Origin of the sequence: Citrobacter sp. CK180 (assembly GCF_030333655.1) — a bacterium.
Classification (GTDB): Bacteria; Pseudomonadota; Gammaproteobacteria; order Enterobacterales; family Enterobacteriaceae; genus Citrobacter_B; species Citrobacter_B koseri.
The window spans coordinates 14,136-27,955 of the sequence record NZ_JAOWFM010000053.1 but is presented as its reverse complement, the minus strand read 5'-3'; the positions used below and the strand labels follow the sequence as shown (position 1 = coordinate 27,955).

Here is a 13,820-nt window from a genome sequence, read left to right as displayed (position 1 = left end):
ACCGTCATACCTGCTATCTTCAACATCAGGACAATATTGCAACGTTTTATTAACATATTTAACGTCAAATAGGGACGCCGACGTGAAAATGGCATAAGACCTGCATGAAAAAGTCTGCAAACACACAACACAATGCAAAACATAATAAAATTACGCCACTTGAGGGTTATGTATGAAGAAGACAGTTCTCGCTTTGTCTTTGCTGGTAGGACTTTCCGCAACGGCGGCCAGCTACGCAGCGCTACCGCAGACGGTTCGTATTGGTACAGACGCGACATATGCGCCTTTCTCATCGAAAGATGCCAAAGGGGATTTTGTCGGTTTTGATATCGATCTGGGCAATGAGATGTGCAAGCGTATGCAGATCAAATGCACCTGGGTCGGCAGCGATTTTGACGCGCTGATTCCTTCCCTGAAAGCGAAGAAAATCGATGCCATCATTTCATCGCTCTCCATTACCGAGAAACGCCAGCAGGAGATTGCCTTCTCCGACAAACTGTATGCCGCCGACTCGCGCCTGATTGCCGCGAAAGGCTCATCTGTCCAGCCGACGATTGACTCGCTGAAGGGCAAGCACGTTGGCGTACTGCAAGGCTCCACTCAGGAAGCCTATGCGAATGATAACTGGCGCAGCAAAGGCGTGGATGTTGTGGCCTACGCGAACCAGGATCTCATCTATTCCGACCTGACGGCGGGCCGTCTTGATGCTGCATTGCAGGATGAAGTTGCGGCCAGCGAAGGGTTCCTCAAACAGCCTGCGGGCAAGGACTATGCGTTTGCCGGTCCTTCCGTGAAAGATAAAAAGTACTTTGGCGACGGCACCGGGGTTGGCTTGCGTAAAGACGATACCGAGCTGAAAGCGGCGTTTGATAAAGCGCTGAGCGATCTGCGTGCTGACGGCACCTACGACAAGATGGCGAAAAAGTACTTTGACTTTAACGTCTACGGCGACTGACAGGTCGCTGCGGGGGAGTGTTGCGCACCGTTTTGGTTAACCATCACGGTGCGTGATGAGAGATTTGCACCATCATGGTGCGTTTGTCGCTGTCAAAATGAGCATGAATGCATACTTAAGCGCTTTTCATGCAAAATAAACCGGCTGACAGGGTAGAATGCTTTGCCTTGTCGGCCCGATTAATGGCACGATAACTGCACCTGGTCCTGTAAAGATCCCCTATAAAAGACAGTCTGTTGAGGATAGTTATGAAAAAACTGGTGTTGTCTCTTTCTCTGGTCCTGGCTTTCTCCAGTGCTACCGCAGCATTTGCAGCCATTCCGCAAAAAGTTCGTATCGGTACCGATCCGACTTATGCCCCTTTTGAATCGAAAAATGCACAGGGTGAATTGGTCGGTTTTGATATCGATCTGGCCAAAGAGCTGTGCAAACGCATTAATACACAATGTACCTTCGTGGAAAACCCGCTGGATGCGCTGATCCCGTCGTTAAAAGCGAAGAAAATCGATGCCATCATGTCCTCGCTTTCCATCACCGAAAAGCGTCAGCAGGAAATCGCGTTTACCGACAAGTTCTATGCAGCAGACTCTCGCCTGGTCGTCGCCAAAGATTCTGATATCCAGCCGACCGTTGAGTCCCTGAAAGGCAAGCGTGTTGGCGTATTGCAGGGCACCACGCAGGAAACGTTTGGTAATGAGCACTGGGCGCCGAAAGGCATTGAAATCGTCTCTTACCAGGGTCAGGACAATATCTATTCCGACCTGACGGCAGGGCGTATCGATGCCGCTTTCCAGGATGAAGTCGCAGCCAGCGAAGGCTTCCTGAAGCAGCCTGTAGGCAAAGATTACAAATTCGGCGGCCCGTCGGTGAAAGACGAGAAACTGTTCGGTGTGGGTACGGGTATGGGGCTGCGCAAAGAGGATAACGAACTGCGCGAAGCCCTGAACAAAGCATTTGCGGAAATGCGTGCTGACGGTACTTACGAGAAGCTGGCGAAAAAGTACTTTGATTTTGATGTTTACGGCGGTTAATCGCCGCTGGTGCAGATAACGCCCGCAGATTTTTGACGCGCTGATTTTATGCCTGATGGCGCTGCGCTTATCAGGCCTACAGAGATTTTGTAGGTCGGATAAGGCAAAGCCGCCATCCGGCATTTAACGGTTCGACTGAGATCAAAAGAGGCGTCTTACTCACCACACACGACAGGACAGGCAGCATGTTGTACGGGTTTTCAGGTGTTATTTTTCAGGGCGCGCTTGTCACGCTTGAGCTGGCCCTCAGCTCAGTTGTGCTGGCCGTGCTGATCGGTCTTGTCGGCGCGGGCGCGAAACTTTCGCAAAACCGGGTGACGGGACTTATTTTCGAAGGCTATACCACCCTGATTCGCGGGGTGCCGGATCTGGTTTTAATGCTGCTGATTTTCTACGGGTTGCAAATCGCGCTCAATGCGGTGACCGACGCGATGGGAATAGGGCAGATTGATATTGATCCGATGGTCGCCGGTATTATCACCCTGGGTTTTATCTATGGCGCGTACTTTACGGAAACCTTCCGTGGTGCGTTTATGGCGGTGCCCAAAGGGCATATTGAAGCGGCGACGGCATTCGGTTTCACCGGTTCGCAAATATTCCGGCGGATTATGTTCCCGGCGATGATGCGCTACGCCTTACCGGGGATTGGTAATAACTGGCAGGTTATCCTCAAAGCGACGGCGCTGGTTTCGCTGCTCGGGCTGGAAGATGTGGTCAAAGCCACGCAGCTGGCCGGCAAGAGCACCTGGGAGCCATTCTATTTCGCCGTAGTGTGCGGGCTGATTTATCTGGTATTTACAACGGTTTCCAATGGTGTGCTGCTGTTCCTCGAGCGCCGCTACTCCGTGGGTGTGAAGAGGGCTGACCTGTGATCGAGATTATTCAGGAGTACTGGAAATCCCTACTCTGGAGCGATGGCTATCGCTTTACCGGCGTGGCCATTACGCTGTGGCTGCTGATCTCCTCGGTGGTGATGGGCGGCATCCTGGCGCTGTTTTTGGCGATTGGCCGCGTTTCCAGCAATAAATTTATCCAGTTCCCCATCTGGTTGTTTACCTATGTTTTTCGCGGTACGCCGCTGTATGTGCAACTGCTGGTGTTCTATTCCGGGATGTACACGCTGGAGATCGTGAAAGGAACCGATCTCCTCAACGCGTTTTTCCGTAGCGGTCTTAACTGTACCGTTCTGGCGTTGACGCTGAATACCTGCGCCTATACCACGGAGATTTTCGCTGGCGCCATCCGTTCAGTACCGCACGGGGAAATTGAAGCGGCGCGGGCGTATGGCTTCTCATCGTTCAAAATGTATCGCTGTATTATTTTACCTTCCGCGCTGCGTATCGCGCTGCCAGCATACAGTAACGAAGTGATCCTGATGCTGCACTCAACCGCGCTGGCGTTTACCGCGACGGTGCCGGATTTGCTGAAAATCGCCCGTGATATTAACTCGGCAACCTATCAACCGTTTACCGCATTCGGCATTGCCGCTGTGCTGTATTTGATTATTTCGTATGTCCTGATTAGCCTGTTCCGTAAAGCGGAAAAGCGCTGGCTCCAGCACGTGAAACCTTCTTCAACGCACTGAGAATACGATGTCTGAGAATAAATTAAACGTTATCGATTTGCACAAGCGCTACGGCGAACATGAGGTGCTGAAAGGGGTATCGCTACAGGCTAACGCCGGAGATGTGATCAGTATTATCGGATCGTCTGGCTCCGGTAAGAGTACCTTTCTGCGCTGTATTAACTTCCTCGAAAAACCGAGCGAAGGGTCGATTGTGGTGAGCGGCCAGAATATTTCCCTGGTGCGTGATAAAGACGGCCAGCTCAAGGTCGCCGATAAAAACCAGCTGCGGCTGCTGCGTACGCGCCTGACGATGGTATTTCAGCACTTCAATCTCTGGAGCCACATGACGGTGCTGGAGAACGTTATGGAAGCGCCGATTCAGGTGCTGGGATTAAGCAAACATGAAGCGCGCGAGCGTGCGGTGAAATACCTGGCGAAAGTCGGTATTGATGAACGTGCGCAGGGAAAATACCCGGTACACCTCTCTGGTGGTCAGCAGCAGCGCGTCTCGATTGCCCGCGCGTTGGCGATGGAACCTGAGGTGCTGCTGTTTGATGAGCCGACATCGGCGCTTGACCCCGAACTGGTAGGCGAAGTCTTGCGTATCATGCAGCAGTTAGCGGAAGAGGGGAAAACGATGGTGGTGGTGACGCATGAAATGGGATTTGCCCGCCATGTTTCCACCCATGTGATTTTCCTGCATCAGGGGAAAATCGAAGAAGAAGGCGATCCAGAGCAGGTATTCGGCAACCCGCAAAGCCCGCGTTTGCAACAGTTCCTGAAAGGCTCGCTGAAGTAGCGGTTTATCCGTCGCTCAGAGAAACAATTTTGCCCGGTGACTCTGTGCTTACCGGGCCGACACGTAGGCCGGATAAGGCATCGCCGCCATCCGGCGATTATCGCCCCATCTCGCTTTCCAGACGGTATACCCATTCGTCATACCGGATGCCGTTCACCTCATAGGCGTTTTCCAGCACCTGAGTCCGCGTAAAACCACGCTTTTCCAGCACGCGCACAGACGCGTGATTCTCTGCCAGCACATAGGCGTTTATCGCTTTCACGCTGGTATGCGTAAAGGCGTAATCGCAGACGGCATATAAGGCTTCTGTGGCGATCCCTCTCCCTTGCGCTTCCGGGAGAACTGTATAGCCGATATCGGCTTCCTGCGGATAATGGTGGCTAATTTGTAAGCCAATGTCGCCCAAAGGCTTATCGCTGTTATGCAGGCGGATGACGAAGGTATGCTTTGAGACGAGGCGACGGGCGAACAGCAGGCGAGTGTCTTTTTCCGGTGTGATATCAGCCATATAACGCATGATTTCAGGGTTTTCACGCAGTGCGAGAAAAAAGGACCAGTCAGTAGGTTGAAAAAGGGAGAGGGTCAATCGGGAGGTGGTTATTATCGCCATAAAATCGCCATTCCAGAAGTCAGGCATACTACCTTACCACCGGAATGGCTACAGTGACCAGGTGAATGGTTTAACGGATCACATCGGCCAGCGCTTCTTCTAAATCGTACCAGCGAAATGAAAACCCCGCCGCCTCCAGTCTTTTTGGCAATGCGCGCTGTCCGCCCAGCACCAGTACCGATGATTCCCCCATTAACAGGCGGATGACGGTCGCGGGAACGCGCAGGATTGCGGGGCGGTTCAGCGCATGACCCAGCGCATGGGCGAACTGTTCATTACGAACCGGATAAGGCGAAACCATATTGAACGGGCCGCGCAGGTCGTTATCCAGCAGCCAGAGAATACCGTTTACCATATCATCGATATGGATCCAGGCCAGATACTGACGCCCATTGCCAATTGGCCCTCCCAGCCCCAGGCGAAACGGCGGGATCATTTTGGCCAGAATGCCGCCTTCCGGCGCCAGGACGACGCCGGTGCGTAGCAGACAAACGCGCGTTTTATCACTTTGCGCGCTACAGGCAATCTGCTCCCAACGCGCGCATAACTTATGGGTAAATTCGTTATGCGGCGGCTCTTCTTCCGTTACGACAACTTCGCCCAGATCGCCGTAATAGCCTGCGGCAGACCCGGAAATTAACGCGGCCGGGGGCGTCTCGCTGGCGTTGATCAAATCCGCCAGCTTTTGCGTGATGGACCAGCGGCTTTGACACAAACGCTCTTTTTGCTGCGCGGTCCAGCGTTTGTCGGCGATAGGCTCGCCAGCAAGGTTGACCACGGCGTCTATGTCGTTGAGATTCTGCCTGTCCTCCAGCCCTTTCCACAGCGCAACCCGGGAGTCGAGAAGCTGACGCGCCTTATCGGGACTCCGTGTGACGACCGTCACCTGATGCCCCAGCTCCAGCAGACGGGGAATCAGGTGGCGTCCTATCAGGCCAGTACCGCCGGTAATCAGAATCTGCATGTTTCCTCCCGGATAGCGCTTAACGTCGCCAGCTGAGCGTCATGGAGACGGAATCGGCATAACGCAGCGCATGAAGTTTGTCGATCTCTACTTCAGCATAAGTGACCCAGTGATGTTCGCGTGCGATGTCGAGCACATCCTGAGTTAATTTTTCTAACAGCGAGAATCGGTTGCTCTCCACATGCTGAATAATGTTTTTTGTGATGGTGCGGTAATTCAGCGCGTCGTTGATGTCCTCGCTTACGCGGGCTTTTTCCGCCGGATAGTGAATGGCAACGTTAATAACGATATCCTGGCGGTTGAGGATCTCTTCCTCTTTGATACCGATAAACGTGCGCAGACGAAGGTTTTTTATACGAATAATAGCGTCAGGTTGTGACATTGCAGGCGTCCTCCATGGTTGAACCTTTGCATGATACACGAGAACCCGGCCGCGTTATCCGCTCTGACTCTCAGGCTTCTGCTAAGGCCGCAGTCTTGCGCGTTCTGTTGCCGGGCTCAGTATGAGTTTTCATCAGGTGACAGTATGCGAAAGACTCTATATTTTGAGAGAAAGCCCAAAGAACGAAGAGGACATTATGAGCAAACCCGAGATTACGCTTTGGTCAGACGCTAACTTTTTCTCTCCTTACGTCTTATCCGTTTATGTTGCCTTGCAGGAGAAAGGACTGCCTTTTAGCCTCAAAACCGTTGACCTGAGCAGCGGCGAGCATTTGCAGCCCTCATGGCAGGGCTACGCGTTAACGCGCCGCGTCCCGGTGCTGGAAATCGATGGCTTCGAACTTAGCGAGTCGTCGGCGATTACCGAGTATCTGGAAGATCGCTTTGCGCCGCCGCAGTGGGAGCGCATCTACCCGCACGATCTGCAAAAACGCGCCCGCGCGCGCCAGATTCAGGCGTGGTTACGCAGTGATTTAATGCCCATTCGCGAGGAACGTTCGACGGATGTGGTCTTTGCGGCGGCCAGGAAAGGCCCGTTAAGCGAAGCAGGGAAAGAGAGCGCGGCAAAACTGGTGGCGACGGCCAGTGGTTTGCTCGCTCACGGTAAGCCGAATTTATTTGGCGAATGGTGTATTGCGGATACCGATTTGGCGCTCATGCTTAACCGCCTCGTACTGAACGGCGACGAGATTCCTGAGGCACTGGCGGAATATGCAGCATTCCAGTGGCAGCGCGCTTCCGTTCAACGTTTTATTGCGCTTTCCGCAAAGCGTTACGGCTGATAATCCGCGTATAATCCAGTATCATAGAACGGTTTTTTATGACGAGGAGTGAGTGATGAAACTGATGTTTGCATCGGACATTCATGGTTCGTTACCTGCGACAGAGCGCGTACTTGAACGGTTTGCGCAAAGTGGCGCGCAATGGCTGGTGATACTGGGTGATGTGCTTTATCACGGGCCGCGTAACGCGCTGCCGGAAGGCTACGCACCGGCGCAGGTGGCAGAACGCCTGAACGAGCAGGCGGCGCGTATTATTGCGGTACGGGGAAACTGTGACAGCGAAGTGGATCAGATGCTGCTCCACTTCCCGATAACCGCGCCGTGGCAGCAAGTGCTGCTGGAAAACCGGCGCATCTTCCTGACCCACGGACACCTGTTCGGGGCGGATAATGTACCCGCGTTAAATGCGGGCGACGTTCTTGCTTATGGGCATACTCATCTGCCGGTCGCTGAAAAACGCGGCGAGCTGTATCACTTTAATCCAGGCTCAGTCAGCATCCCGAAAGGTGGGTTTGCAGCAAGCTACGGCATTCTGGATGATAATGTTTTGAGCGTAATCGCACTCAATGATCAAAGTATCATTGCGCAGGTCGCGATTAATCCGTAATTTACCCCACAATTGTAAATGCGCCGTAAGAGCGCCAGAAAAAGAAGGTTTCCTGATGGTGGAACAGCGTCGTTTAGCAAGTACTGAATGGGTGGATATTGTGAATGAAGAGAACGAAGTCATTGCGCAATCCAGCCGGGAGCAAATGCGAGCGCAGCGCTTACGTCATCGTGCAACGTATATCGTCGTGCATGATGGTATGGGCAAAATTCTGGTTCAACGCCGTACTGAGACAAAAGACTTTTTGCCCGGCATGTTAGATGCCACCGCAGGTGGAGTGGTGCAGGCCGATGAGCAACTGCTGGAGTCTGCACGACGTGAAGCGGAAGAAGAACTGGGTATCGCAGGCGTGCCGTTTGCTGAGCACGGTCAGTTCTATTTTGAAGATGATAATTGCCGTGTCTGGGGCGGGTTATTTAGCTGCGTTTCTCATGGGCCATTCGCGCTTCAGGAAGAAGAGGTCAGCGAAGTCTGCTGGCTGACGCCGGAAGAAATTACGGCGCGTTGCGATGAGTTCACCCCGGACTCATTGAAAGCGCTGGCGTTGTGGATGACCCGCAATGCCAACAATGAATCGGCAAAGCAAGAGAAGCAAGAAGAGACGGAATAAGGTCTCTAACAGCTATCCCGCAGGCATAAACTGGAGGCGATCTGTTTCCGATCGCTCCAGTTGCCATCCTTCAGACGTTCCAGCAGCGCGCGTCCGGCTTCAAGGCCTATCTTACGATGCGGTACGGCCATTGTCGTTAACGGCGGCTGACAAACCCGGCTCACATCGCTGTCGCCGAATCCTACCACCGCCAGATCGTCAGGGACTTTGATCCGTCTGCGCTGACACTCATATAACGCACCGCAAGCCAGCTCATCGGATACGCACACCAGCGCGTCCAGCTCGGGCCACGCCAGAATAAATTCGGGAAGCTGCGAGGCGCCGGTGGAAAAGTTTGGCGGCAGGGCGGCGTTAATCACGCGATTGGGCGACATATGGTGGCGCAACATCGCCTTGTACCAGCCCTGCAAATGCTGTTGAAAGATCCACTGCTCCTGATTGGCGCAAAGCAGGCCAATATTCTGATAACCGCGCTGAATGAGCATTTCGGTCAGTTCGTACATTGCCGCGACGTTATCGATACCGATATTCATATCAATCGGATCGGTACGAATGGCGCCAATTTCCATCACCGGAATCGACGCGTTTTTTAACCAGTGACGCACCGTGTCGCTGTGCTCGACGCTGAGTAAGATGGCGGCGGCGATGTTGGAGGCCAGCAGCGTCTCCAGCAGTTTCTCTTCCTGTTCGAGATGGTGAAGGGACTCCGCCAGCATAATCTGGTATCCCGCAGGCTGTAAAACTTGCTGAAGTCCGGCAAACATTTCTGAACAACCGGCTTCCGTGAGGTTCGGGACGACCATCGCGATGGTCCGTGACGAGGCGGAAGCCAGCGCGCTTGCGGCAAGATTGGGCATATAACCGAGTTCATTTACTGCGGCTTCGATTTTTTCCCGGAGTTTATCGGAAACTTGCTCAGGCGTGCGTAACGCACGGGACACGGTCATGGTGCCGACACCGGCAAGCTGAGCAACATCGGCGATGGTCACCTTACCAGTACTACGCCGTTTTCGAGTTATAGACATACAGATTCCTGCGCAATTACAACGTATTGAGATGTTTTTTTATTGTCATTCATCGCTTCACGGGAATAGCAGTATACGCCTTAAATCCGGTTTAAGGCTGTGATTTCACGCGTTGATTGTATTTTGATAGCGCTATCACATATCTGACTGATAACTTTTGATAGCGCTATCTTTGTGAATATGATCACAGATAAGGTTTCAGCGCTTGAATAAAGTTTGCTCATATCTGGCAATCACGCGAGGAGGATATGTGCTCAATCACTGGCTAACGGATGCAACCATCATGCGGCAGGCGAGGGTGGAAAACTGGCCGCAGGCGCTGGAAATATGCGCCAGACCGCTGCTGGATGCTGGCGTTATCACACCTGAATATGTGACGGCGATTGTTGAGCAGCACCATAAGCTGGGCGCGTATTACGTTCTGGCGCCGGGTCTGGCGATGCCGCATGCGCGACCGGAAGAGGGAGCAAAGGGATTAGGCTTGTCGTTGTTAAAGCTGGAGCAGGGTGTCTCATTTGGGGCGGGCGAGTTCGATCCGGTGGATATCATCGTGATGCTCGCGGCACCCGACAAACACAGCCATATTGAAATGATTTCGGCGCTGGCAGAGTTATTTTCCAGCGATGACGATATGGATAAATTACATCAGGCGAAGTCGCTGGAGGAAATAAAAACAATAATCGCACGTTTCTAATTTAATTACGCATTCCGAATTACCTGACACATTACGCGCCTGCGTGATGCGGGCGTACTCTACTTAAAAGAAGGTGATGATAATGAAAATTATGGCTATTTGCGGTTCTGGCCTGGGCAGTAGTTTTATGGTCGAAATGAATATTAAAAAAGTGCTCAGGAAGCTTGAAATTGATGCCGATGTTGAGCATTCCGACCTCTCCTCGGCGACGCCTGGCGCTGCGGATCTGTTTGTCATGGCGAAAGATATTGCCGCCAGCGCCAGCGTGCCGGAAAGCCAGCTGGTGGTGATTAATAACATTATCGATATTAATGAACTTGAAGCGCAGCTGCGCGCCTGGTTCGCCAAACAATAACCTTATTGCAAGCGAGGCGGATATGTTTATCCTTGAAACGCTGAATTTTGTTGTTGATATCTTAAAAGTGCCCTCGGTGCTGGTGGGGTTAATTGCCTTAATTGGCCTTGTCGCGCAGAAAAAAGCGTTTTCCGATGTGGTGAAAGGCACGATTAAAACTATTTTAGGTTTTATTGTACTGGGTGGCGGCGCAACGGTACTGGTCGGGTCTTTAAATCCACTCGGCGGAATGTTTGAACATGCGTTTAATATCCAGGGGATTATTCCAAATAACGAAGCGATTGTTTCCATTGCGCTGGAAAAATACGGGGCGTCTACGGCGCTGATCATGGCCTTTGGCATGGTGGCGAATATTGTGGTCGCCCGTTTTACCCGTCTGAAATACATCTTTCTGACAGGACACCATACGTTTTATATGGCCTGTATGATCGGCGTAATCCTGACGGTTGCCGGTTTTGACGGCGTTGGTCTCGTCTTTACCGGATCGCTGATTCTGGGGCTGGTGATGGCCTTTTTCCCGGCGCTGGCGCAGCGCTATATGAAGCGTATCACCGGCACTGATGATATCGCGTTTGGTCACTTCGGCACGCTGGGTTATGTGCTGTCCGGCTGGATCGGCAGCCTTTGCGGTAAAGGTTCCCGCTCTACCGAAGAGATGAACCTGCCTAAAAACTTAAGCTTCCTGCGCGACAGTTCGATCTCTATCTCTCTGACCATGATGATTATCTATCTGATCATGGCGGTGAGCGCGGGGCGTGAATATGTCGAGAGCACCTTCAGCGGCGGTCAAAACTACCTGGTCTACGCCATCATTATGGCGATCACCTTTGCGGCGGGCGTGTTCATCATCCTACAGGGCGTACGTCTGATTCTGGCGGAAATCGTACCGGCCTTTACCGGATTCTCAGAAAAACTGGTGCCGAACGCCCGCCCGGCGCTGGACTGCCCGGTCGTCTATCCGTATGCGCCTAACGCGGTGCTGATTGGCTTCCTGTTTAGCTTCCTCGGCGGCCTGGTCGGTCTGTTCCTGCTCGGACAGATGAAGCTGGTGCTGATCCTGCCGGGCGTGGTGCCGCACTTCTTTACCGGTGCGACGGCTGGCGTATTTGGTAATGCCACCGGCGGGCGTCGCGGCGCGATGATCGGCGCATTTGCCAACGGTCTGTTGATCACTTTCCTGCCCGTTCTGCTGCTGCCCGTGCTGGGGGCGATCGGCTTTGCGAATACGACCTTCTCAGACGCTGATTTCGGCGCAGTGGGGATTGTGCTGGGCAATCTGGCGCGCTACCTGTCGCCGCTTGCCATCACAGGGCTTGTTGTGGCGTTGTTCGTGCTGCTGGTGGCGTACAACGTGTTTGCGAAAAACAAATCTGCGGGGGGTAACACGCAGGAGAATACCGGAGCCAAATTATGAATGTGAATGAAGTTACTCAACTGGCGCGCGATATTCGCGTTGCCACTCTTAAGTCATTGACGCAGCTTGGCTTTGGCCACTACGGCGGCAGCATGTCGGTAGTGGAGACGCTGGCGGTGCTGTACGGCGCGGTGATGAAGATTGACCCGGCCGACCCTGACTGGCCGGAGCGCGATTACTTTGTGCTGTCTAAAGGTCATGCTGGCCCGGCGCTCTACAGCACGCTGGCGATTAAAGGTTACTTTCCGACAGAAGACCTGAACACGCTTAACCAGAACGGCACCCGTCTGCCGAGCCATCCAGACAGGTTAAAAACGCGCGGCGTGGATGCGACGACCGGTTCACTGGGGCAGGGGATCTCGATTGCCGGGGGGATGGCGCTGTCGCATAAACTTGCCGGGCGCCCGAATCGGGTATTTTGTATCGTCGGCGACGGCGAGCTGAATGAAGGGCAGTGCTGGGAAGCGTTTCAGTTTATCGCCCATCATAGGCTGAACAACCTGACGGTGTTTATCGACTGGAACAAGCAGCAGCTGGACGGCGAACTGGATGAGATTATTTGCCCGTTCGATCTGGAAGGGAAATTCCGCGCTTTCGGTTTTGATGTTGTCACCGTGAAAGGCGATGACATTGCCCGGCTGCTGGAGGTCGTTCAGCCGGTTCCGGCGGCGGATGCCCGTCCGCGCGTGGTGATCCTCGACAGTATTAAAGGACAGGGCGTGCCCTACCTGGAGCAATTAAGCAACTCCCACCACCTGCGTCTGACCGATGAGATGAAAAAGGCGCTTAACGAGACGATTCGCCAACTGGAGGCCGCGCATGATTAAGGTTGCACCCGCGGGACAAAAAGAGAGCATGGAAATGCGTAAAGTGTACGCCGGATTTGTGGCGGAGCAGATAGAGGCCGGAAGCCAGATTATCGCACTTGAAGCGGATCTCATGAGTTCTATGGCGATGGACGGCGTTGCGAGGGATTATCCTCAGCATGTGATCAACTGCGGCATTATGGAAGCCAATGTGATCGGCACTGCGGCAGGGCTATCGCTCACCGGACGCAAACCGTTTGTCCATACCTTCACCGCCTTTGCCAGCCGTCGCTGTTTTGATCAGCTGTTTATGTCGCTCGATTACCAGCGCAACAACGTCAAGGTGATCGCGTCGGATGCCGGCGTGACTGCCTGCCATAACGGCGGCACCCATATGTCTTTTGAAGATATGGGCATTGTGCGCGGGCTGGCGCATTCGGTCGTGCTGGAAGTGACCGATGCCGTCATGTTTAAGGATATTTTGCGCCAGCTTATCGATCTTGAGGGTTTTTACTGGGTTCGAACCATCCGCAAACAGGCCCCGAGCATTTATGCGCCGGGATCGACGTTCACCATCGGTAAAGGGAATGTTCTGCGTGAAGGCAGTGATATCACGCTAATTGCCAACGGCATTATGGTTGCCGAGGCGCTGGAGGCGGCTCGCCAGCTGGAGCAGGATGGCGTGAACGCGGCGGTTATCGATATGTTTACCCTCAAGCCCATCGACCGCATGCTGGTAAAAAATTACGCGGAGAAAACCGGGCGAATCGTCACCTGTGAAAACCACAGCATTCATAATGGACTTGGGTCGGCCGTGGCTGAAGTGCTGGTTGAAACGTGCCCGGTGCCCATGCGCCGCGTCGGCGTTAAAGAGCGTTATGGTCAGGTCGGAACGCAGGATTTCTTGCAGAAGGAGTATGGTTTGACCGCAGAGGCTATTGTGGAAGCGGCGAAAACGCTGCTGTAATAACGATGTGTTGTTGCCGGATGGCGCTGCCGCTTATCCGGCCTACAATAACCTGACTCGTAGGCCGGATAAGACGCACTAGTTAACGTTATGGTCAGGTCGGGACGCAGGATTTCTTGCAGAAGGAGTATGGTTTGACCGCAGAGGCCATTGTGGAAGCGGCGAAAACGCTGCTGTAATAACGATGTGTTGT

General features: G+C 53.3%; 17 protein-coding genes. 13 read left to right on the top strand and 4 right to left on the bottom strand.

Annotated elements, in window-relative coordinates; translation table 11 throughout:
• The first annotated feature begins 172 nt into the window (after positions 1–172).
• From argT to hisP, 5 genes are all read left to right on the top strand, one after another.
• A complete protein-coding gene (gene argT, locus OGV50_RS15985; protein WP_012131460.1) occupies positions 173–955 on the top strand; it encodes a lysine/arginine/ornithine ABC transporter substrate-binding protein ArgT in 783 nt (260 codons plus the stop codon).
• Between the two features lie 248 nt (positions 956–1,203).
• Positions 1,204–1,986: a histidine ABC transporter substrate-binding protein HisJ gene (gene hisJ, locus OGV50_RS15980; protein WP_012131461.1), complete on the top strand. Its 783-nt coding sequence runs from the start codon at positions 1,204–1,206 to the stop codon at positions 1,984–1,986.
• Positions 1,987–2,171: 185 nt separating this feature from the next.
• On the top strand, positions 2,172–2,858 hold the full coding sequence (locus tag OGV50_RS15975; protein WP_012131462.1) for a histidine ABC transporter permease HisQ: 687 nt from the start codon (positions 2,172–2,174) through the stop codon (positions 2,856–2,858).
• Complete coding sequence (hisM, locus tag OGV50_RS15970; protein WP_012131463.1) at positions 2,855–3,571, top strand: histidine ABC transporter permease HisM; 717 nt, start codon at positions 2,855–2,857, stop codon at positions 3,569–3,571. The genes OGV50_RS15975 and hisM overlap by 4 nt, the downstream gene beginning before the upstream one ends.
• A gap of 7 nt (positions 3,572–3,578) precedes the next feature.
• Positions 3,579–4,352 carry a histidine ABC transporter ATP-binding protein HisP gene (gene hisP / locus OGV50_RS15965; RefSeq protein WP_049008687.1) on the top strand — a complete coding sequence of 258 codons (774 nt, stop codon included), beginning with the start codon at positions 3,579–3,581 and terminating at the stop codon, positions 4,350–4,352.
• Positions 4,353–4,449: 97 nt separating this feature from the next.
• On the opposite strand, the gene OGV50_RS15960 is transcribed toward hisP, so the two are convergent.
• From OGV50_RS15960 to folX, 3 genes are all read right to left on the bottom strand, one after another.
• Positions 4,450–4,962 carry a GNAT family N-acetyltransferase gene (locus OGV50_RS15960; RefSeq protein ID WP_049008706.1) on the bottom strand — a complete coding sequence of 171 codons (513 nt, stop codon included), beginning with the start codon at positions 4,960–4,962 and terminating at the stop codon, positions 4,450–4,452.
• A gap of 70 nt (positions 4,963–5,032) precedes the next feature.
• A complete protein-coding gene (locus OGV50_RS15955) occupies positions 5,033–5,926 on the bottom strand; it encodes a TIGR01777 family oxidoreductase (protein ID WP_047462321.1) in 894 nt (297 codons plus the stop codon).
• A gap of 19 nt (positions 5,927–5,945) precedes the next feature.
• Positions 5,946–6,308 carry a dihydroneopterin triphosphate 2'-epimerase gene (folX, locus tag OGV50_RS15950; RefSeq protein ID WP_012131467.1) on the bottom strand — a complete coding sequence of 121 codons (363 nt, stop codon included), beginning with the start codon at positions 6,306–6,308 and terminating at the stop codon, positions 5,946–5,948.
• 196 nt (positions 6,309–6,504) lie between these two features.
• Between folX and yfcF the strand changes: the two genes are divergently transcribed.
• From yfcF to yfcD, 3 genes are read left to right on the top strand one after another with little or no spacing between them, the layout of a single operon-like run.
• Positions 6,505–7,149, top strand: coding sequence for a glutathione transferase (gene yfcF / locus OGV50_RS15945; protein ID WP_200090851.1), 645 nt, complete (start codon positions 6,505–6,507; stop codon positions 7,147–7,149).
• Between the two features lie 55 nt (positions 7,150–7,204).
• Entirely contained in the window at positions 7,205–7,756 is a 552-nt protein-coding gene (gene yfcE, locus OGV50_RS15940) for a phosphodiesterase (RefSeq protein WP_047462326.1), read from the top strand.
• A 55-nt stretch (positions 7,757–7,811) separates the two neighbouring features.
• Entirely contained in the window at positions 7,812–8,366 is a 555-nt protein-coding gene (yfcD, locus tag OGV50_RS15935) for an NUDIX hydrolase YfcD (protein WP_058667767.1), read from the top strand.
• A gap of 5 nt (positions 8,367–8,371) precedes the next feature.
• Here yfcD and OGV50_RS15930 read toward each other — a convergent pair whose 3' ends face one another.
• Positions 8,372–9,391: a LacI family DNA-binding transcriptional regulator gene (locus tag OGV50_RS15930; protein WP_012131471.1), complete on the bottom strand. Its 1,020-nt coding sequence runs from the start codon at positions 9,389–9,391 to the stop codon at positions 8,372–8,374.
• A gap of 250 nt (positions 9,392–9,641) precedes the next feature.
• Here OGV50_RS15930 and OGV50_RS15925 point away from each other — a divergent pair, with 250 nt between their 5' ends.
• The 5 genes from OGV50_RS15925 (at position 9,642) to OGV50_RS15905 (ending at position 13,627) form a co-directional block, all read left to right on the top strand.
• Positions 9,642–10,085, top strand: coding sequence for a PTS sugar transporter subunit IIA (locus OGV50_RS15925; protein ID WP_024130154.1), 444 nt, complete (start codon positions 9,642–9,644; stop codon positions 10,083–10,085).
• 82 nt (positions 10,086–10,167) lie between these two features.
• A complete protein-coding gene (locus tag OGV50_RS15920) occupies positions 10,168–10,440 on the top strand; it encodes a PTS sugar transporter subunit IIB (RefSeq protein WP_024130155.1) in 273 nt (90 codons plus the stop codon).
• Between the two features lie 22 nt (positions 10,441–10,462).
• Entirely contained in the window at positions 10,463–11,854 is a 1,392-nt protein-coding gene (locus tag OGV50_RS15915; RefSeq protein ID WP_012131474.1) for a PTS ascorbate transporter subunit IIC, read from the top strand.
• A complete protein-coding gene (locus OGV50_RS15910) occupies positions 11,851–12,681 on the top strand; it encodes a transketolase (RefSeq protein ID WP_199971643.1) in 831 nt (276 codons plus the stop codon). The genes OGV50_RS15915 and OGV50_RS15910 overlap by 4 nt, the downstream gene beginning before the upstream one ends.
• Positions 12,674–13,627, top strand: coding sequence for a transketolase family protein (locus tag OGV50_RS15905; protein ID WP_047462336.1), 954 nt, complete (start codon positions 12,674–12,676; stop codon positions 13,625–13,627). The genes OGV50_RS15910 and OGV50_RS15905 overlap by 8 nt, the downstream gene beginning before the upstream one ends.
• The last annotated feature ends 193 nt before the right edge of the window (positions 13,628–13,820 follow it).

Excerpts from the sequence above, each read along its gene's own strand:
- OGV50_RS15905 (WP_047462336.1), top strand. The coding sequence starts at position 12,674 with ATGATTAAGGTTGCACCCGCGGGACAAAAAGAGAGCATGGAAATGCGT.
- OGV50_RS15920 (WP_024130155.1), top strand. The coding sequence starts at position 10,168 with ATGAAAATTATGGCTATTTGCGGTTCTGGCCTGGGCAGTAGTTTTATG.
- hisP (WP_049008687.1), top strand. The coding sequence starts at position 3,579 with ATGTCTGAGAATAAATTAAACGTTATCGATTTGCACAAGCGCTACGGC.
- hisJ (WP_012131461.1), top strand. The coding sequence starts at position 1,204 with ATGAAAAAACTGGTGTTGTCTCTTTCTCTGGTCCTGGCTTTCTCCAGT.
- OGV50_RS15930 (WP_012131471.1), bottom strand. The coding sequence starts at position 9,391 with ATGTCTATAACTCGAAAACGGCGTAGTACTGGTAAGGTGACCATCGCC.
- yfcE (WP_047462326.1), top strand. The coding sequence starts at position 7,205 with ATGAAACTGATGTTTGCATCGGACATTCATGGTTCGTTACCTGCGACA.
- OGV50_RS15955 (WP_047462321.1), bottom strand. The coding sequence starts at position 5,926 with ATGCAGATTCTGATTACCGGCGGTACTGGCCTGATAGGACGCCACCTG.
- yfcF (WP_200090851.1), top strand. The coding sequence starts at position 6,505 with ATGAGCAAACCCGAGATTACGCTTTGGTCAGACGCTAACTTTTTCTCT.
- argT (WP_012131460.1), top strand. The coding sequence starts at position 173 with ATGAAGAAGACAGTTCTCGCTTTGTCTTTGCTGGTAGGACTTTCCGCA.
- OGV50_RS15960 (WP_049008706.1), bottom strand. The coding sequence starts at position 4,962 with ATGGCGATAATAACCACCTCCCGATTGACCCTCTCCCTTTTTCAACCT.
- folX (WP_012131467.1), bottom strand. The coding sequence starts at position 6,308 with ATGTCACAACCTGACGCTATTATTCGTATAAAAAACCTTCGTCTGCGC.
- yfcD (WP_058667767.1), top strand. The coding sequence starts at position 7,812 with ATGGTGGAACAGCGTCGTTTAGCAAGTACTGAATGGGTGGATATTGTG.
- OGV50_RS15975 (WP_012131462.1), top strand. The coding sequence starts at position 2,172 with ATGTTGTACGGGTTTTCAGGTGTTATTTTTCAGGGCGCGCTTGTCACG.
- OGV50_RS15915 (WP_012131474.1), top strand. The coding sequence starts at position 10,463 with ATGTTTATCCTTGAAACGCTGAATTTTGTTGTTGATATCTTAAAAGTG.
- OGV50_RS15910 (WP_199971643.1), top strand. The coding sequence starts at position 11,851 with ATGAATGTGAATGAAGTTACTCAACTGGCGCGCGATATTCGCGTTGCC.